We start from the raw sequence: 19,368 nt of genomic DNA, 5'->3' as shown, positions 1-19,368 counted from the left end.
ATTTTCAAGAGGCAGACGCTTTTTTGTTCTTTTTGCACAAAAATAAACTCATAAGCTTCCCTATTCAGACGCAAAATACGTGAAAAGGGAGGTGTTTTGATGAGGAAATACACAGTTATCGCTTCTTTGTTCTTGTCTTTTCTTTCAGTTTTGTCTGGCGGCCATCATGAATCGAAAGCTTTCCCTGTTATAAAGCAGGAATCATTCCAAACGCCTCATTACATACCCTTGCTTGAAAATCCTCCTCAAATCGATGTGAAAGCTGAAATGAAAAGCAATCTGATGATTGAGGCTCAAGTGCGTGACAATGAGTATCAAGCATTTTCTGCCTTTCTTTTTTATAAACAGAGTAATGAGCTGGGCTACAAAATGGTGCCGATGGACCCGACACCCGGAGCGATTCACAAGTTTTTGGCGCAAATTCCGAAACGATTGATTTGGAACAGCGAGCTTGAGTATTACATTGTGATTTCCAATGGGAAGCAGCGGGTCGAGTCGGAGACGAAGAAACTGAAGCTTGAAGGATATCAGGCTGATCTCGCCCATATTCCGGAGCTTCTGATCACAGAGCTAGCGGTTGATACGAAGAACACGGGACGTGCAGACGGTTATGAATTTATTGAGATTTATAATACGACTGACAGAACGATTGATTTTAAAGACTATCATATCCGTTACCGCTATCCGAAAGAAGGGCCTGACTCCGATCTGATTTGGAGACCGGATGAAAGGATCACCATTCCATCCGGCGAAACTTTTGTGGTTTGGCTGAAGCCTGCCGGGCATCCAGAATTGACGGCGGAGGAGTTCAATCGATATTACCAGACACAATTAACGGAAGGGAAAAATCTCGCGGTATTAGAAGAGACAGAGGGGATGGCCAATACCAGGCCGCGGTCAGTTGTGATATCAACGAATACAGGAAAAGATATTTCGGTCGCGCATTATCGGAAACATGCGCTGCGCCGGCTGTCATCTGTGCTTTACAAGTATCCGCTGGACGGAACCGCAGAACTTCTCAATATCTCAATCGGAGAAAAAAATCCGTCCCCGGGAACGGTATTACAGGCGCAAGTTCCTGAGCAGAAACGAAAAATTAAGCTTGATAAAGAAAAGCCGGTCATTGAGGATTTGACTGACCGCAAGCCTGTCCGCCCTGCTGAAAGCATTGAGCTGCGGGCTGATATACGGGACCGCAGTCTTGTGAAAACAGCGGCCTTCTACTATCGGACAGATGAAAACAAACCGTTTAAGCGCATTCTCGCTGAAAAAGACCGCAACGACAATCTCTACCATTATATTGTGTATTCGCCTGAACTGATCGGGAAGGATCAGCTTGAGTATTACGTGGCAGCAGGGGACGGAATCAACGAGGCGAGAACGCCGGTCAAAATGATTGATATTAAACAAACAAGCAAATCGCACGGTTTGCGGATGAACATTGAAAACAGAGACACGCTATCGGGAACTCAGTTTCTCAAAGCGACAACAGACGGGCGCACTGACAGCATTAAGCTGTGGATAGACGGAAAAAAACAGGTGACAGAGCCCGCTATGGAAAAAGAAGTGTATTTTGCGTTCGATACGAGAAAAACGAATCTGTACTTTAAAAACGCGGTAACGATGGAAGGCAAAGTGTTAAAGGTATTTGATGATACAACAAATAAATACCGCACCTATTCTGTTCCCTTGCCAGAGATGCTGCTTCGTAAAGGGAAGCAGCTGCAGCGTATTACGATACGGTCAGGTTCAAAGGTGTCTCCATTTGATACGGCTGAAAACCGTGATGATTTCTTAGTCAAAAACGCCCGATTGGTGTTATCGGATGGGACGGTGATCAGGGATCAGAGGGTTTCTCCTGAGAAGGAACTCTTTATTGGAGATAATCAGCGCTCGAATAAAAGCTGGCAATTTCAATTCAATCTTCCTGACGGACTGTTTACATCACAGTTGCTGAAGTGGGATACATCAAAGCTTTCTGAAGGCGCTCACCATATTCAAGCAAGCGACGGCAAGGAAAATGTAAGCTTGGTTGTGCGTGTAGATAATTCGGGGCCGCATATCGAGCCGAATATCACCGAGGGACAAACGTACAAAGGAAACCTCATCCTGCAGGCGGATATGTATGATAAATGGAGCAAAATTGAGGAAGCGGAGGCGTCTTTAGATGGTGAGAGCATTACACTTCCCTACCATACGTCATCTTCTGAACTTTTGCCGGGAAAACATTCTCTAAAAATAACCGCAACGGACCTCGCGGGCAATAAAACAATCATTGAGCGGACGTTTAAAACAGAACGTGAGCATCCGGATCAGCCGGAGGTCATAGACAGCGAAGCCGATACGCATAGGGCTAAGCTTTCTGTGCGGGTGAAGGATCCGACGGATGACCTCATGGACGTCGCTTTTTATAGAGGATTTCAATATACAGCACGAAACAATGTGAAAATATTCAAGCACGCGTCACTGACTGAACCGCCGAAAAGCTTTGTGCCGGAAAGCGAGACCCCCTTTACGAATAAAGAATTGGAGCGGGTATCTGCTGCTGACGGAAAAACAGTATCGACAGAAAAGAAGGAGCTTTTCCCTTATCATCGCTTTGAAGTGACGGTTGATCCGTCAGTTGATGAGAATGACTTGGCGGAAGCGGTCTGGAAGGGAAGTTCTTTGCCGGGAAGAAAGGTGACGATGTATGCTTGGAATTATCGGACAAACGAGTGGCAGCCGGTTGACAGCTTCGTTGCCAAGGATCACAAACCGTTTACGCTGAAGGCGTCAGTAATCGCCTCCGATTTTGTGCGGAAGTCGAAGATGAATGTGATTGTCCAGGATGAAATTCCTCCTGCGAAGGATATGTACACATTTGCCTGGATGTCCGATACGCAGTATTACGCGGAAAGCTATCCGCATATTTTTGATAAACAGACCGCATGGATCAAAAGTAATCAAAAGCAGCTCAATATCAAATATGTGTTTCACACGGGTGATATTGTAGACGATTCTGCCGATATCAGACAGTGGAAAAACGCTGACCGGTCAATGTCTGTTCTGGATAAAAGCGGGATTCCTTACGGCGTGCTGGCAGGTAACCACGATGTCGGGCATAAGGACGGCTCCTACAGGGCGTTTGGCAAATACTTTGGCAGTCATCGTTTTGATAAAAAATTGCATTATGGCGGTTCTTATAAAAATAACCGCGGACATTATGACTTAATTTCGAGCAACGGCAATGATTATATCATGCTGTACATGGGATGGGGCATTACGGATGAAGACATCGCGTGGATGAATCAAGTGCTGAAGAAGCATCCTGACCGGATGGCTGTTTTAGCTTTTCATGAGTATTTGCTGGTCAGCGGAAACAGAAGCCCGATCGGAGAGAAGATATTCAAAAAAGTCGTGAAGCCGAATCCGAATGTGGTGATGGTGTTAAGCGGGCATTATCATAGTGCGATGAGAAAAACTGATGAGCTGGATGATGATGGTGATGGAAAACCGGACCGCCTCGTGCATCAAATGCTGGCCGATTATCAGGGCGGGCCAGAAGGCGGACAAGGGTATTTGCGTTTGCTGCAGTTTGACCAGGCGAATGATATGGTGCATGTGTCGACGTACTCTCCGCATTTACAAGATAAAAACTACTATGATACGGATACCTACGGCAACAAGGATGAGTTTTCGCTTTCGCTTGATTTGAAGCCGAGGATCAAAAAGGTGGAAACCGATTATTTTGAATGTAATGTATATACCAATGAAGAGCTCGGAAAACGGGAGCAAGTGAAGAGCGGGGATACCGCTGAATTCCGCTGGGATGATCTTGAACCGCACTCTGTTTATTATTGGTACACCATTGTGGAAGACAGCTTTAACGGCAAAACGAAATCACCGATCTGGAAGTTCAAGACGAAAAAAGAGACATATCGTCCGTCGCCAGACCAGTTTGATTTTCGCCATGTCTCCAATCCTTAAAAAGGGTTGGAGATTTTTTTATGAAAGCCGGTCCATATAGTGAACAAATGTATAACGGTCGCCTCTGTATACTGATTTTGCATGTTCAAAAGCAGTTCCGTTCTGTAAATACGTTGTTCGTTTGATTAATAGGACAGGCGCCCCTTTTTGAATGCCAAGGATGCTTGCTTCTTCCGATGTTGCAGCGCTTGGTTCAAGCTCCTGTTTTGCACGGGAAATCGGGATGCTGTTGTACTTTTCAATATGCTCGTAAATCGACGACTGAAAATGCGATTCGTTTAATTCACCCGCAAGCTCAAACGGAATATGCGAGGATTCAATCGCCATTGGAATATCATTTGCCAGCCGCACTCGAGTGATTTTATGGATAGGAGAGGGATGCCCGCAGCCTAATAAAGCTGCGAGCTCCTCAGTTGACTCAATTAGCTGATAGTCAATGAGCCTGCTGCTTGGTGTCATCCCGCGGCTTTTCATATCCTCGGTAAAGCTTGTAAGCCCTTGGAGTGCTTGTTCCATTTTTGGCTTGCTGACAAAGGTGCCCCGTCCTTTCAGGCGATAAAGAAAGCCTTCATTGACTAAATTAGATAGCGCCTGACGAACCGTCATCCGGCTGATTCCGAATTGTTCGGCATATTCACGCTCGGAGGGAATAGGCATATCCGGCTGCAGCTCTCCGCTCTTAATTTGGGCTTTTAATTGCTCCATAATCTGATAATAAATCGGAATAGGCGATTGTTTATCGATTTTCATAAGTCAGCATGTTCCTTTCAAGGTCTTAATGCCGCGGCTTCACGATCAATCAAAATCGTAACATCGGGGTGCAGGTGCAAAGCCGATGCTGGGAAATCTTCGCTTACGTCTCCTTCTAACAGCTTTCTCGCAGCTTCCGCTTTGCTTTTTCCAGAAATAAGCAGCAGAATGCGCTTGCTTGAGAGAATCGTCTGGATTCCCATTGTGAGTGCTTTTTTCGGCACACTGTCTATTGAAGAAAAATATCTGGCATTCGCCTGGCGGGTTTGTTCATTTAATGTCACAACGTGTGTTCGCGACTTGAAAGGCGTTCCCGGTTCGTTGAAGCCGATATGTCCGTTTCGGCCGATGCCGAGAAGCTGAATGTCAGTGCCGCCAATGGATTCGACTAGTTGTTCGTACCGCCTGCATTCGGCTTCCAGGTCGTCTGCATTTCCATTGGGAATAAAATGCCGGCTTGGCTGGCTGTCGATATGCTGAAAAAAACGAGAATTCATATAGTAGTGATAGCTGTTCGGATCATCGCTTGAAAGTCCGGCGTATTCATCCAAATTAACCGTGGTGACGTTTTTAAATGAGAGATTCTCAGTTTGGTGCAGGCGGATCAGCTCGCGATACGTGCCTTCCGGTGTGCCGCCTGTTGCTAAACCGAGAACGGCGTCAGATTTTTCCTTGATTGTGTCTGCCGCTATTCTGGCTGCTTTTTGGCTTAGCTCTTCATATGTTTGACATTCCACTACTTTCATATCTGGTCAGCCTCCTTGGATAGAAATGCAATGTTTCCGCGGCAGATGGTGAGAATCACCTCGCAATCACTGCTGACAATCACAAGATCCGCATCTTTTCCCTCTGTCACACTGCCTTTTCGGTCAAAGATGCCCAGCTGTTTAGCCGCGTTTGCAGAAGTTATATTAGCTATATCCGTCCAAGAGCAATTTGTAAACTCACGCATATGCCGTGCGCCTTCGTTCATTTTAAGAATCGAACCGGCAAGTGTTCCGTCGGAAAGAAGAGCTGTCTTTCCTCTTACCGTCACACTTTGGCCGCCGAACTCGTATACACCATCCTTCAGGCCTTTTGCCCTCATGGAATCGGTAATTAAAATGAGCTTGCTGCTGCCTTTTGCCAAAAAAGCAAGCTTTGCCGCTAAAGGATGGGAGTGGATGCCGTCAGCGATAAGCTCTGTCACAAACCCATCATGGGCTAGCGCCGTTCCGATCACTCCGGGCTCTCGGTGATGAAACGGGCTCATCGCGTTGTAAAGATGGGTCATATGGCTTGCGCCTGCTTTCGCGGCCTCCGACAGTAATGCGGAGTCGGCATCTGTGTGCCCCATCGACGCGATAATCGATTCGTCTTTTAAATAGCGGATCAGTTCAAAATGCTGATCCTCCTCCGGCGCAAGTGTGACGATTTTGATCAGTCCGCCCGCCTCCTGCTGCCACTTTTTGAAAAGCGCAACATCCGAAGGCCTGATCCATTCCTTTGGCTGCGCTCCGGCTCTTTTAGGTGAAACAAAGGGCCCCTCCAAATGAATGCCGAGCAGTTCCGCGCCTAATAAAGAGGATTCTTCAGCTGCTTTCCAATCTCTTGCATTCACCAAAGCTTGGGAAATGTGCCCATGTTCCTGGGTAATGGTTGTTGCTAAAAAGCTCGTCGTGCCTTCTTCTGGAAGTCTTGAGGACATGGTGTCGAGGGCGGAAAAGCTTGCATCCATCGTATCTGCGCCATAGCCGCCGTGAATATGAATGTCAATCATCCCGGGAAGCAAAACGGAATCTGCCGGTGCTTGAATCTCTTTTGAGTAAGATTCTTTAGGCCGTTCTGTTGAGACTGTGCTGATTTTTCCGCCATTGATTCCGACATAGCCATTTTTGATTACTTCATTTTCTGTCACGATCGCGATGCCTTTGATAAGAAGACTTTCTGCCATAGGTGATCCGCCTTTCTGGAATATGAATACATTTATTTTACCCCTTTTCTGACTAGTGATCTAGACCAGCTGAGGTGTTTTCCCGTCTTTTATAAAATCTGTTTTAGGTTCAAGCCCGAAAGTGATAAAATGAAAGTATTGTGAGCAAGCTCGGGGCAGCCCGGAACAGGAGGAACATATCGTGGCAAAGGTTCGCACAAAAGACGTAATGGAACAGTTCAATTTGGAATTAATCAGCGGAGAAGAAGGGGTTAACCGCCCGATTACAATGAGTGACTTATCTAGACCAGGCATTGAAATTGCCGGATATTTTACATATTATCCGAGAGAACGCGTGCAGCTTCTCGGAAAAACAGAGCTTTCTTTCTTTGAACAGCTGCCGGAAGAGGATAAAAAGCAGCGCATGGATTCTCTGTGCACTGATGTAACACCAGCTATTATTCTTTCCAGAGATATGCCTATCCCGCAGGAGCTGATTGACGCTTCCGAGAAAAACGGCGTGCCTGTCCTCAGATCGCCGCTGAAAACGACAAGGCTGTCAAGCCGTTTAACCAATTTTCTTGAGAGCCGTCTGGCGCCTACTACAGCGATTCATGGTGTTCTTGTCGATATTTACGGTGTCGGCGTGCTGATTACGGGAAAAAGCGGCGTCGGGAAAAGTGAAACCGCACTGGAGCTTGTGAAAAGGGGGCACCGCCTCGTTGCCGATGATTGCGTTGAAATTCGGCAGGAGGATCAGGATACCCTTGTCGGAAACGCGCCGGAATTAATTGAGCATCTCCTTGAAATCAGGGGGCTTGGCATTATCAACGTGATGACGCTGTTTGGCGCCGGCGCGGTCAGAAGCAATAAACGAATTACGATTGTCATGAATCTTGAACTCTGGGAGCAGGGCAAGCAATACGACCGTCTCGGACTTGAGGAAGAAACCATGAAAATCATTGATACAGAAATTACAAAACTGACAATTCCCGTCCGTCCGGGCCGAAATCTCGCAGTCATCATCGAAGTGGCAGCGATGAACTTCAGATTGAAGCGGATGGGTCTGAACGCCGCTGAGCAATTTACAAACAAGCTGGCGGACGTCATTGAAGACGGCGAACAAGACGAATAGGAGTTGGCGTTAAATGAATGAAGCGATAGAACCACTCAATCCGATAGCTTTTCAGCTGGGGCCGTTAGCCGTCCATTGGTACGGAATCATTATCGGTCTCGGCGCTTTGCTAGGGCTTTGGATTGCGATGAGGGAAAGTGAGAAAAGGGGGCTGCAGAAAGATACGTTTATCGATCTTGTCCTGTTTGCCATTCCGATTGCGATTATTTGCGCACGAATTTATTACGTTGCATTTGAATGGGATTATTATGCAGCGCATCCGGGAGAAATCATTAAGATTTGGAAGGGCGGCATTGCCATTCACGGCGGGTTAATCGGCGCCATTTTAACAGGTTATGTATTTTCAAGAGTGAAAAACCTTTCGTTCTGGAAGCTTGCGGATATTGCCGCGCCAAGCATTTTGCTCGGCCAGGCGATCGGCCGCTGGGGAAACTTCATGAACCAGGAAGCGCACGGCGAGGCAGTCAGCAGAGCCTTTTTAGAAAGCCTGCACCTGCCTGAATTTATCATCAATCAAATGTACATCAACGGGCAATATTACCACCCTACTTTTTTATATGAATCACTGTGGAGCCTTGTCGGCGTCATCGTTTTGCTGCTCCTGCGCAGAGCGAATTTAAGGAGAGGCGAGCTGTTCTTGATCTATATCATTTGGTATTCAATCGGAAGATACTTTATTGAAGGAATGCGGACTGACAGCTTAATGCTGGCTGATTCACTTCGCATCGCTCAGGTGATTTCAATCGTATTGATTGTTTTGGCTGTGGGAGCCATCATCTTCAGACGGGTCAAGGGGTACTCGAAGGAGCGGTACGCGGAGTAGACGTCAACAAAGGGGGATGAGGGATGAAGAAAATCTTTCTGACTGGTCTTGCGGCAGGTCTTCAAACAACATGGACGCTCGGTAAAGTCATTTTCCCGGTAACACTATTGGTCACTTTGCTCCAGCATACGCCTGTCATGGATTGGCTGGTACGGCTGATCACACCGGTTATGGGCCTGTTCGGGCTTTCAGGTGAAGCGGCTATTCCGCTTGTGCTGGGAAATATGCTGAATCTGTACGCTGGCATTGCCGGGATTTTAACATTGGATTTATCTGTGAAGGAAGTTTTTATTTTAGCTGTTATGCTTTCATTCTGTCATAACTTGATTATTGAATCGACAGTTGCCGCAAAGGTTGGCATCAGAATTGGCGTTATTTTGGCGGTGCGCATCGGTTTGGCCGCTGTGTCAGCAATCGTCATTAATCTCATTTGGCATGGCGGACAGGAAACGGCGCAGTACGGTTTTATCGCTTCAAAGAGTGCAGCGCCAGACGGCTGGCTGGCAATGCTAGCCGAGGGTTTAACGAAAGCCGGACTTGGTGTTTTGCAGCTGGCGGCAATTGTGATCCCGCTGATGATCATCATTCAGTTTTTAAGAGATTTAGGCTGGCTGCATCGTTTTTCCAGGTGGCTGTCTCCGTTTACGCAGCTGCTTGGCATGAATAAAAATACGTCCATGACGATGGTGGCGGGATTGACGATCGGTCTGGCCTACGGAGCCGGTGTTATGATCAAAGCTGTCGAGGATGACGGCGTGAGCAGACGGGATATGACATTGGCGTTTATTTTTCTTGTTGCCTGCCACGCGGTCGTGGAAGATACACTTGTCTTTATTCCGCTCGGCATACCGGTCTGGCCTCTTCTTCTGATACGTGTCACCACAGCAGTGCTGCTGACAATGATTATTGCGCATACATGGAAAAAATGGAAACCCTCAGCGGTTGGAAAGGAAGCAATATGAGTGACAAACAAGTAACGACAATTCTGTTTGATTTAGACGGAACGCTTATTAATACGAATGAATTAATTATCGCGTCCTTTTTGCATACACTGGAGCATTATTACCCGAGCAAGTATAAACGAGAGGATGTCCTTGCGTTTATCGGGCCGTCTCTTTTTGAAACATTCTCCTCGATGGATGCTGATAAATGCGATGATATGATCGCCATGTACAGAGCGTACAATCATGACATGCATGATTCACTCGTAACCGAATATGAAACAGTGTATGAAACCCTGGATGCATTGAAAAAGGCCGGCTTTAAATTAGGGATTGTAACAACGAAATTAAGAGATACTGTCAATATGGGCCTCAAGCTGACGGGGATCGGTGAATTTTTTGAAACGGTCGTCACCCTCGATGATGTGTCGATGGCAAAGCCTGATCCCGAGCCGGTTCTTTTAGCGCTGAAACAGCTTGGAAGCGAGCCTGGGGAAGCCATTATGGTCGGAGATAATTACCACGATGTGCTGGCAGGGAAAAACGCCGGAACAAAAACGGCAGGAGTCGCATGGACGATTAAAGGGCCGGAAATGCTGGCGAAGCATGAGCCTGATTATATGCTTGAGAAAATGAGTGATCTATTACAAATCGTTGGAGTGAAGTAATCTGTGAGAAAAACAGATCGCCATCCGGTCTCGGGGGCTAACTCACTATGGCATGTCTATCAAACGGTGCCTTTTGTAAAGGTTGTCAAAAATTTTATCGTCATTCAAATTGCGAGATATACACCGTTTATAGGGATGAAAAACTGGCTGTACCGTACATTTCTGCGGATGAAGGTTGGAAATCAGACATCCTTTGCCCTCATGGTGATGCCGGATATTATGTTTCCGGAAAAGATCTCAGTCGGAACAAATACAATTATCGGGTACAATACGACCATTTTGGCCCATGAGTATTTGATTCATGAATACCGGATCGGCAAAGTCCTGATCGGAGACGAAGTGATGATCGGTGCGAACACGACTATTCTGCCAGGTGTGGAAATAGGGGATGGTGCGGTTGTGTCAGCCGGAACGCTTGTCCATAAAGACGTGCCTGCCGGGGCATTTGTCGGTGGAAATCCGATGAGGATCATCTATACGAAGGAAGAAATGCAAGCAAGATTGAAAAGTCCCGCTGAATAAACATCAGCGGGATTTTTTATTTTAAAATTGAGTATTGTTGTTTTCGTAAATATGCTGAACGCCAATCCATTTTTGGCCGACATTGGAGTAGCGTGTATTTGTCATTCTGACCGTACTTGTTTTGCTGTCTGTCCGGAATATCGCTTCTTTCATGTTCGTGATGGTGCACTTGTCGATGATCACATCAACGTGGAAGGTTGAACCGCCAAGCTGTCTAATGAACTTTCCGCCATTGTCCGCCGTGAAGTTTTTCACTGTGAAGGTGCTCGCTTTATTGATTTGGAAAATCTTATCTGACGCTTTTTGGGCAGAGCCGCCATCGATGGTCACTTTTCCTTCCTTCTTCACCGTTAACGCATCCTCACCAACATCTTCCCACTTCACATTCTGAATGTTAACGTTTCCATAAGTGTGCACGCCATCAGCAGCAGGTGTGCCGAGCACCACATTTTTCAGAGTTGCTCCATCCTCCACACGAAAAACAGGTTCCTGGTTTTCAGACTGGCTTCCGTCACCTAATTCTTTCCCTGCTACAAACCGCTGTCCCTTCCCGTCATATGTTGTATTTTTTGGTACGATAATTGTTTCGTGAACCACTTTGTCAGCTGCAAAAGCAGTTGATGATTGAAACTGGCTGAAACCCATAACCAAACTGAACATAAATAGGATAGACACGATTTTTTTCAATAATAAAATCCTCCCCGGATATCTTTAATTTTTGTAAGAGAAGCCTCAGCGTCTTGCACCGGCTTCTCTCACATCGATCGGGGCAAGGCTGAATCTGCTTTAATCATAAAAACAGACAGCCTGAAAGTAAAGACAATTTTGGATGATAAATGGAAAATGAATCGATATTACCGATTGAAACAAAAAGCATGAATATTGTCGTATTTGCTCAGGGTAGAGCATAGGCACTGTGAAAGCGAACAGTTTTCAGCAGTTTACTTTTGAATAACGATGGCTTGGCTGCCCATTTGTTCCCACGCTTTTTCAAAGCTCGTTCTGTCAGTTTTTCTGTTTTTGTAGCCATACGGATCATTGAGATACACGTATTTTTCATCATATCCCGTAACGGCGACACTGTGTTCGCTGTACGTGATATCTATTGTTCCGTTTGGCGTTTTCCATGTCTGCATGTTGTCAACCGGCGTAAAGTTGGCGGTCGTAATGACCCAAACAGGATTGCCTTTCTCAAGCTGTTCATAAACAGCGGAAATGCTTTTTCCAGTCAGGTCAGACACTTTGTTGCCGGCATAGGTTTTCGCCAGCTCATAGATCGGTCCGTGGTAGACACCGAGACCCGGGCCATTCGCCATATCCCCGACAAATCCGTCATTCGGATCACCTTTTAATCCGCTGCTGTATGTCAAAGGCACTGTGGCAATCTGGTCTGCCAGTGTGTTTTTTGTTACGTCGTATCCCGCGTACTTCAGCACCATCGCAAGGCTTGTTACTTCACAGCCGTTATAGAGCCGAGGCACGTCCATCTGGTTATAAAGGATGACATCCAGCGGTTCGGCGCTTCCCTTCAGCTCCTTTTTGCTGTTCGCAGCCGATTCTTTTTCAGCCTCTTTTTTAACGCTATTGAAAAAAGGAATATCTATATCTTTTGCATTTATTTTAAGTCCGAAAAAAATGACGCCTGAAAGTATGATCAGTATACATAGAGTTCGCAGTGTTTTCATCTTTATCTCCTTGTTCTCTATTTGATTTGTATTATAGCATGCCAAACATAAAGAATTTGAGATATTACCTACCTTTAATCATTTATTCATGATTTTTTCATAATTAGGAGGAGGGCATCTGAATGAAAAATATCCTAGCTAAAGTTAAGCATTGATTTTCACTCTTTCATCTGCTAACATATTATCATATTAGCGAACTAAAGGATTCGGAATTTTCCTTCAAACAATGGCAACGGAGGTGCTCGGGTTGATGTTTATGTTTGAAAAACCGCACGGCATGAGAGATACACTGCCCGGTTTATACGAAACGAAAAAAAAGGTGAGACAATCGTTAACCGATTTGATAGATAAATGGGGATATCAATTTATGGAAACGCCGACGCTGGAGTTTTACGATACCGTTGGCGTGCAGTCAGCGATTGAGGAGCAGCAGCTGTTCAAGCTTCTTGATCAGGACGGCAAGACATTGGTGCTTCGCCCGGATATGACAGGACCGATTGCAAGGGTGGCGGCATCAAAGCTTCTGAAACACGATCATCCGCTCAGAGTCGGCTATGCGGCAAATGTGTTCAGGGCTCAGGAACGCGAAGGCGGACGCCCTGCCGAATTCGAGCAGGTCGGAGTGGAATTAATCGGTGATGGCACGACAAGTGCGGATGCGGAGGTCATTACTTTAGTAATCGGTGTGTTAAAAAGTGCCGGGCTGTCTTCCTTTAAAATTGCCATCGGCCATGCCGGCATTGCGGATGCCCTATTTGTTGAGGTGCTCGGAAACGTTGAGCGTGCTGATGTGCTGCGGAGGTTTCTATACGAGAAGAACTATGTCGGCTACAGAGAACATGTCAAGTCTCTCCCGCTTTCCTCCATTGATAAAAGCAGGCTGCTTGAGCTTCTTGAATTGCGGGGCGGCATAGAAGTATGCAGACGTGCTGAGGAAATCGTCGATTCTGAGCAAGGAAAAAGCGTGGTTGATGAGCTGAAGGCGCTGTGGGACATTCTTGAGGATTACGGATGTACGGAAAATGTCCGCCTTGATCTGAATATGGTCAGCCACATGAGCTATTACACAGGGATTTTATTTGAAGTGTACGCCGAAAATGTCGGTTTTGTCATTGGAAGCGGCGGCCGTTATAACAAGCTTCTGGGCCATTTTGATTCACCCGCGCCGGCGACAGGCTTCGGGCTTCGGATCGACCGGCTGATTGAAGCGCTTCATATGAAAGACGAACTTTGTGAAATAGACGCTGTTATTTTCAGCAAAGAGCAGCGGGTGCAAGCCATCGCTTATGCGAATGAAGAACGTATGAAGGGGAACAAAGTGGTTCTTCAAGATTTATCGGGAATTGAAAATATCGATCAGATGACAAAATCTTTTGCAAATGTCACCTATTTTATCGGTGCCAGAAAGGAAGAGCAAAATGGGTAAGTTACTCACAATGGCGATGCCGAAGGGCCGGATATTTGAAGAAGCGGCAGGGCTGCTGCGGCAGGCTGGCTACAAGCTCCCTGAGGAGTTTGAAGATTCAAGAAAACTGATCATTGATGTGCCGGAGGAAAATCTCCGTTTCATATTAGCTAAGCCGATGGACGTGACCACATATGTAGAGCATGGTGTTGCAGACGTCGGAATTGCAGGCAAGGATGTCATGCTGGAGGAGGAGCGCGATGTGTATGAGGTGCTGGATTTGAAGATCAGCAAATGCCACTTGGCAGTCGCCGGACTTCCGAATACAGACTGGAGCGGCGTAGCACCGAGAATCGCGACAAAGTATCCGAATGTAGCTTCCAGTTATTTTAGAGAGCAGGGTGAACAAGTCGAAATCATTAAGCTCAACGGTTCAATTGAGTTGGCCCCGCTCATTGGCCTTGCAGACCGGATTGTGGATATCGTTTCCACAGGACAGACGCTGAAGGAAAACGGGCTTGTTGAAACGGAGCACATTTGTGACATTACTTCCCGCTTTATCGTAAACCCGGTAAGCTATCGCATGAAAGACGATGTGATTGACGAAATGGCATCCCGCTTATCTCTCGTTGTGGAAGGAGAAACGGCAAAATGAAGATCAAAACCATCAGCGGCGCAGAACGGTTTTCTCTCAAGCGGTCCATAGATGCCGGAACGGATGAGCAAAGAAAAACGGTCCGATCGATTATTGAAGATGTAAAAGCAAACGGTGATCAGGCGGTCCGCAGCTACACGGCGAGATTTGACGGCATCGAAATAGACAGCCCGCTGGTCACAAAAGAAGAAATTGAAAAAGCATACACCTCACTGGATTCACAGCTGCTTCAGGTGATGAGGCAGGCAATCGAAAATATTAGGGAATATCACGAGAGACAGCTGCAATCCTCCTGGTTTTATCACAGAAAAGACGGCACCATGCTGGGGCAGAAAGTGACGGCGCTTGATTCCGCCGGTGTATATGTGCCGGGGGGAACGGCGGCATATCCTTCATCTGTTTTAATGAATGTCATCCCGGCGCTGACAGCGGGTGTGGAAAGAATCGTTCTTGTGACCCCTCCGGGAAAAGACGGACTGCTGTCCCCAGGGGTCTTAGTCGCTGCTGCCGAGCTAGGCATAAAAGACATTTACAAAATGGGCGGCGCTCAGGCGATTGCAGCGCTGGCGTACGGGACAGAAACCATTGAGCCGGTGGATAAAATCACAGGCCCGGGAAATATTTATGTCGCGCTTGCCAAACGAGAGGTGTTCGGTGATGTCGATATCGATATGATTGCCGGACCGAGTGAAATCGTCGTGCTGGCTGATGTAACAGCGATACCGAGGGAAATTGCGGCCGACCTGCTGTCACAGGCGGAACACGATAAGCTCAGCTCAAGTGTATTTGTCACAGATTCCATGAAGCTGGCCGAAGCGGTTTCGGCCGAAGTGAACGAGCAGCTGAAAACCTTGCCGCGAAGAGAAATAGCGGAAGCTGCAGTGAACGATTACGGGTGTATATATGTGGCGGAAACAATGGATGAAGCCATTGATACTGTCAATACGCTTGCACCGGAGCATTTAGAAATCATCACACAGTCTCCCGAAGCTTTGCTTGGCAGAATCAAACATGCGGGTGCGATTTTCTTAGGCAGATACAGCCCTGAGCCTGTCGGAGATTACTTTGCCGGACCGAACCATGTGCTTCCGACAAACGGAACAGCCCGATTTTCAAGTCCATTAAACGTAACCGATTTTCAAAAGAGATCGAGCATTATTTCTTACAGTCAATCAGCCTTTGAAGAACATGCTGAAAGCATCGCGGCTTTTGCCAGACTTGAAGGATTAGAAGCGCATGCCAGATCAATTGAAGCGAGAGAACGGAGGAATTCAAAATGAGAAAAGCGGAACGCGCCAGAAAAACAAACGAAACAGATATTGAGCTGGCATTCGCAATAGACGGCGAGGGTCAAGCGGATATCAAAACAGACGTGCCGTTTATGACACACATGCTGGATTTATTCACGAAACACGGACAATTTGAGCTTTCCATTAACGCGAAAGGCGATGTTGATATAGATGATCACCACACGACTGAAGATATCGGCATTTGCTTAGGGCAGGCGCTGCTTGAAGCCTTAGGCGATAAAAAAGGAATTAAACGCTACGGATCAGCGTTTGTGCCAATGGATGAGGCGCTTGCTCAAGTCGTGATTGATTTAAGCAACCGGCCGCACTTGGAAATGCGCGCGGACTTCCCGGCGGCTAAAGTTGGAACATTTGATACGGAGCTTGTACATGAATTTTTGTGGAAGCTGGCGCTTGAAGCTCGGATGAACCTGCACGTCATCGTTCATTACGGCACAAACACTCACCACATGATTGAAGCTGTTTTTAAAGCGCTCGGACGTGCGCTAGATGAAGCAACAGCGATCGATCCGCGTGTTAAAGGAATACCATCAACGAAAGGGATGCTGTAAATGATCGGCGTGATAGATTATGGAATGGGCAATTTATACAGTGTCTCAAAGGCGCTTGAGCGTGTCGGCGTGCCGTACTTTGTTTCTGAAAAGCCGGAGGAGCTGAGAGAAGCCGATGCCTTCATTTTGCCGGGAGTCGGTTCATTTGGAGACGCGATGGACAATTTGCGCAACGCGAAGCTCGATCAATTGATTCAAGATATGGTCTCAGAGGGAAGACTGCTTCTCGGGATTTGCCTCGGCATGCAGCTTTTATTTGATGAAAGCGAAGAAAACGGCACCGCGTCAGGCCTCGGGCTGTTAAAAGGAAAAGCAGTCAGGCTGAAAGCAAAAGATGAGAAAGGAAACAAGCTGAAGGTTCCGCATATGGGCTGGAACCGCCTTTCCTTTCATAACGAATCTCCGCTGCTGGCTGAAGCAGAAGAAGGCTACGCTTATTTCGTGCATTCTTATTACATTGACGGGATGCAGGAGGACGCGCTTCTGGCAAGCGCTGATTATGGTGTGCGAGTGCCTGCTGTAGTTGGAAAAAGGAACGTCTTCGGCGCCCAATTCCACCCGGAAAAAAGCAGCACGGTCGGAATGTCTATCTTAACCCAATTCACGAAAATGGCAGCAGAACAGAAGGTGAAAAAATGAGTGCTTTTACATTATATCCGGCAATTGATATGAGAAACGGCAAATGTGTCCGCCTTGTTCAAGGAGATTATAATAAGGAAACGATATACGGCGATTCACCTTACGACATGGCCGCGTTATTTGCGAGTGAGGGTGCCGAATGGATCCATCTTGTTGATCTCGACGGCGCAAAAGAAGGGAAAAGGGTAAATGACCGCCATGTGATCGAGATTGCCCAAAAGCTGGACCTGAAAGTCGAAATTGGCGGCGGGATCCGTTCCGAAAGTGACGTCTATGAATACTTATCAGCAGGAGTCGATCGGGTGATCCTGGGGAGCTCAGCTGTCTCTAACCCACCGTTTGTAAAAAAAATGCTGAAACAATATGGCGAGAAAATTGCAATCGGACTGGATGCGAGAAACGGCTTTGTTTCAACAGAGGGATGGCTGGAAACATCAACCCTTAAGGCAACCGAACTAGGCAAAGAGCTTGCCAATGAAGGTGCGGAAGTCTTTATTTTTACTGACATCGCGACAGACGGAATGCTGTCAGGCCCTAATATTGAAAGCACGGTCGAGCTTGCGAAGGAAACGGGGAAATCTGTGATCGCTTCCGGCGGAGTCAGCTCCGTCACGGACCTCGAAGCCCTCGCCCGCTATCAGGCGGACGGCGTTTCTGGAGCGATCATCGGAAAAGCGCTGTATACCAATCAGTTTACGCTGAGCGAGGCGCTTGAAAGGGTGAAGCGGAAATGATTACAAAACGGATTATTCCATGTCTTGATGTTAAAGAAGGACGCGTTGTCAAAGGAATTCAATTTTTCGAATTGAAGGATGCCGGTGACCCAGTTGAACTGGCGGAAGTGTACGACCAGGAAGGCGCGGATGAACTCGTTTTTCTTGATATTTCTGCCTCGCATGAAGGACGCAAAACGATGGTTGACGTTGTGGAGCAGGTTGCCGCGAAGCTCGCGATTCCGTTTACAGTCGGCGGCGGCATCAATCAGCTCAGCGATATGAAAACGATTCTGCGTGCCGGAGCGGACAAAGTTTCGGTGAACACGGCAGCTGTTCTCCGCCCTGAGCTGATTACAGAAGGAGCCGAGTTTTTCGGTTCTCAATGCATCGTCCTTGCCATCGATGCCAAGTATGACCAAGAATCTGACACATATAAGGTCTACACGCACGGCGGCAGAAAGAAAACAGATTGGGAAGTCACAGCATGGGCAAAAGAAGGCGTCAAACGCGGAGCTGGAGAAATATTGCTGACAAGTATGGACTCCGACGGTGAGAAAAAAGGATTTGACCACAGGCTGACAAAGCTTGTTTCTGAAGCTGTCCCCGTACCTGTTATCGCCTCGGGAGGAGCGGGAAACGCGCAGCATATGCTTGAGGCTTTTACAAAAGGAGAAGCCGACGCCGCGCTTGCCGCCTCTATTTTTCATTATAAAGAAACATCGATTAAAGAAGTGAAATCATACTTGAAAGAGCACGGGGTGAATGTGAGATGAAACAGGCAGATGAACTGCGTTTTAACGAGGACGGATTAATTCCTGCCATCGTGCAGGATGCGGCAAGTAAAGAAGTGCTGACACTTGCCTATATGAACAAGGAATCGTACGAAAAAACGCTGGAAACAAAAGAAACATGGTTTTACAGCCGCTCGCGCCAAGAGTTATGGCATAAAGGGGAAACCTCAGGGAACACGCAATCCGTCAAAGGTATCCGGTATGACTGTGATCAAGACGCGCTGATCGTACTCGTAGAACCGTCCGGCCCAGCATGCCACACTGGCAGCTACAGCTGTTTTACAAAGGAACAATCAGAAGAACAGGCTGCGGGCCGATTCGGCATCATTAACGAACTGGAGCGCGTGATCGCGGAACGCCAAGCGGAAATGCCTGAAGGAGCTTACACCACTTACCTTTTCCGAGAAGGTGTTGATAAGATTTTGAAAAAAGTCGGTGAAGAAGCATCCGAAGTCATCATCGCCGCGAAGAACCGAGACCACGAGGAACTCAAATGGGAAGCGGCAGACCTGCTGTATCACCTGCTTGTCCTGCTCAGAGAGCAAGCTCTGCCGCTGGATGATGTGCTAGACGTATTGAAAAAACGCCATTCTGAAAAATAAGAGTAAAGAGCCGTATGATAATGGCTCTTTTTGTTTTGTGAAAAAAGTAATGTATTTGGAATGTATGGTGTTTTGCATTTTTGTGAAAAAGTATGATTTCCTGTTTATCTGAATTTATGTTTAGCTGCTTAGCAAATGCAAAGCCATCTAAACAAAATCCAAAAGACTATGAAAATATTAAACTCTGTTATCTTCAATTAGAGGAGCAGGAAGATGAGTAGTAAAAATATTATTGAAAAACGATATAAAGAACACAGTTATATTTGGCGATGTGAAGAAGAAAATGTCTTTAAC

The 19,368-nt window shown here is 46.8% G+C and carries 19 protein-coding genes; 14 read left to right on the top strand and 5 right to left on the bottom strand.

Annotated elements, in window-relative coordinates:
* Positions 1-99 precede the first annotated feature (99 nt).
* A complete protein-coding gene (locus CVV77_RS20505) occupies positions 100-3,969 on the top strand; it encodes a lamin tail domain-containing metallophosphoesterase family protein (protein ID WP_100276378.1) in 3,870 nt (1,289 codons plus the stop codon).
* An 18-nt stretch (positions 3,970-3,987) separates the two neighbouring features.
* Here CVV77_RS20505 and nagR read toward each other — a convergent pair whose 3' ends face one another.
* The 3 genes from nagR to nagA are packed head-to-tail and all read right to left on the bottom strand — an operon-like array spanning position 3,988 to position 6,652.
* Positions 3,988-4,719 (bottom strand): N-acetylglucosamine utilization transcriptional regulator NagR, encoded by a 732-nt coding sequence (gene nagR, locus CVV77_RS20500; protein WP_100276377.1) that lies wholly within the window; start codon positions 4,717-4,719, stop codon positions 3,988-3,990.
* Between the two features lie 17 nt (positions 4,720-4,736).
* On the bottom strand, positions 4,737-5,465 hold the full coding sequence (gene nagB, locus CVV77_RS20495; protein WP_019259579.1) for a glucosamine-6-phosphate deaminase: 729 nt from the start codon (positions 5,463-5,465) through the stop codon (positions 4,737-4,739).
* Positions 5,462-6,652, bottom strand: coding sequence for an N-acetylglucosamine-6-phosphate deacetylase (gene nagA / locus CVV77_RS20490; RefSeq protein WP_100276376.1), 1,191 nt, complete (start codon positions 6,650-6,652; stop codon positions 5,462-5,464). The genes nagB and nagA overlap by 4 nt, the downstream gene beginning before the upstream one ends.
* 181 nt (positions 6,653-6,833) lie before the next feature.
* Here nagA and hprK point away from each other — a divergent pair, with 181 nt between their 5' ends.
* The 5 genes from hprK to hprF are packed head-to-tail and all read left to right on the top strand — an operon-like array spanning position 6,834 to position 10,720.
* Positions 6,834-7,766, top strand: coding sequence for an HPr(Ser) kinase/phosphatase (hprK, locus tag CVV77_RS20485; RefSeq protein WP_003235406.1), 933 nt, complete (start codon positions 6,834-6,836; stop codon positions 7,764-7,766).
* A gap of 13 nt (positions 7,767-7,779) precedes the next feature.
* Positions 7,780-8,589 carry a prolipoprotein diacylglyceryl transferase gene (lgt, locus tag CVV77_RS20480; protein WP_100276375.1) on the top strand — a complete coding sequence of 270 codons (810 nt, stop codon included), beginning with the start codon at positions 7,780-7,782 and terminating at the stop codon, positions 8,587-8,589.
* Between the two features lie 23 nt (positions 8,590-8,612).
* A complete protein-coding gene (locus CVV77_RS20475) occupies positions 8,613-9,551 on the top strand; it encodes a nucleoside recognition domain-containing protein (protein ID WP_003235404.1) in 939 nt (312 codons plus the stop codon).
* The gene (ppaX, locus tag CVV77_RS20470; RefSeq protein WP_019259575.1) at positions 9,548-10,198 is read left to right on the top strand and encodes a pyrophosphatase PpaX; all 651 of its coding nucleotides are present in this window, start codon (positions 9,548-9,550) and stop codon (positions 10,196-10,198) included. Before CVV77_RS20475 ends, ppaX begins: the two co-directional genes overlap by 4 nt.
* A 3-nt stretch (positions 10,199-10,201) precedes the next feature.
* Positions 10,202-10,720, top strand: a complete 519-nt coding sequence (hprF, locus tag CVV77_RS20465) for a heptaprenylglyceryl phosphate O-acetyltransferase (RefSeq protein WP_003235402.1) — start codon at positions 10,202-10,204, stop codon at positions 10,718-10,720.
* 21 nt (positions 10,721-10,741) lie between these two features.
* On the opposite strand, the gene pelC is transcribed toward hprF, so the two are convergent.
* Entirely contained in the window at positions 10,742-11,407 is a 666-nt protein-coding gene (pelC, locus tag CVV77_RS20460) for a pectate/pectin lyase PelC (protein WP_003235401.1), read from the bottom strand.
* Positions 11,408-11,661: 254 nt separating this feature from the next.
* The gene (locus tag CVV77_RS20455) at positions 11,662-12,405 is read right to left on the bottom strand and encodes a C39 family peptidase (protein ID WP_100276374.1); all 744 of its coding nucleotides are present in this window, start codon (positions 12,403-12,405) and stop codon (positions 11,662-11,664) included.
* Positions 12,406-12,655: 250 nt separating this feature from the next.
* Between CVV77_RS20455 and CVV77_RS20450 the strand changes: the two genes are divergently transcribed.
* Genes CVV77_RS20450 through hisIE form a run of 8 tightly spaced genes read left to right on the top strand, consistent with a single transcriptional unit; the run spans position 12,656 to position 19,074 of the window.
* Positions 12,656-13,831: an ATP phosphoribosyltransferase regulatory subunit gene (locus CVV77_RS20450; RefSeq protein ID WP_100276373.1), complete on the top strand. Its 1,176-nt coding sequence runs from the start codon at positions 12,656-12,658 to the stop codon at positions 13,829-13,831.
* Positions 13,824-14,465: an ATP phosphoribosyltransferase gene (hisG, locus tag CVV77_RS20445; RefSeq protein WP_003219799.1), complete on the top strand. Its 642-nt coding sequence runs from the start codon at positions 13,824-13,826 to the stop codon at positions 14,463-14,465. Before CVV77_RS20450 ends, hisG begins: the two co-directional genes overlap by 8 nt.
* The gene (gene hisD / locus CVV77_RS20440; protein WP_100276372.1) at positions 14,462-15,745 is read left to right on the top strand and encodes a histidinol dehydrogenase; all 1,284 of its coding nucleotides are present in this window, start codon (positions 14,462-14,464) and stop codon (positions 15,743-15,745) included. Before hisG ends, hisD begins: the two co-directional genes overlap by 4 nt.
* Positions 15,742-16,326 carry an imidazoleglycerol-phosphate dehydratase HisB gene (hisB, locus tag CVV77_RS20435; RefSeq protein WP_100276371.1) on the top strand — a complete coding sequence of 195 codons (585 nt, stop codon included), beginning with the start codon at positions 15,742-15,744 and terminating at the stop codon, positions 16,324-16,326. The genes hisD and hisB overlap by 4 nt, the downstream gene beginning before the upstream one ends.
* Positions 16,327-16,965: an imidazole glycerol phosphate synthase subunit HisH gene (gene hisH / locus CVV77_RS20430; RefSeq protein WP_100276370.1), complete on the top strand. Its 639-nt coding sequence runs from the start codon at positions 16,327-16,329 to the stop codon at positions 16,963-16,965.
* Positions 16,962-17,699, top strand: coding sequence for a 1-(5-phosphoribosyl)-5-[(5-phosphoribosylamino)methylideneamino]imidazole-4-carboxamide isomerase (gene hisA, locus CVV77_RS20425; protein WP_084993539.1), 738 nt, complete (start codon positions 16,962-16,964; stop codon positions 17,697-17,699). The genes hisH and hisA overlap by 4 nt, the downstream gene beginning before the upstream one ends.
* Positions 17,696-18,454, top strand: coding sequence for an imidazole glycerol phosphate synthase subunit HisF (gene hisF, locus CVV77_RS20420; RefSeq protein ID WP_100276369.1), 759 nt, complete (start codon positions 17,696-17,698; stop codon positions 18,452-18,454). Before hisA ends, hisF begins: the two co-directional genes overlap by 4 nt.
* A complete protein-coding gene (gene hisIE, locus CVV77_RS20415; RefSeq protein WP_100276368.1) occupies positions 18,451-19,074 on the top strand; it encodes a bifunctional phosphoribosyl-AMP cyclohydrolase/phosphoribosyl-ATP diphosphatase HisIE in 624 nt (207 codons plus the stop codon). The genes hisF and hisIE overlap by 4 nt, the downstream gene beginning before the upstream one ends.
* Positions 19,075-19,368: the final 294 nt, after the last annotated feature.

Origin of the sequence: Bacillus sp. SN1 (genome assembly GCF_002796895.1) — a bacterium.
In the GTDB taxonomy this organism is placed as follows: Bacteria; Bacillota; Bacilli; order Bacillales; family Bacillaceae; genus Bacillus; species Bacillus inaquosorum.
The sequence above is the reverse complement of the archived record's forward strand: the minus strand, read 5'-3'. Positions and strand labels throughout refer to the sequence as shown.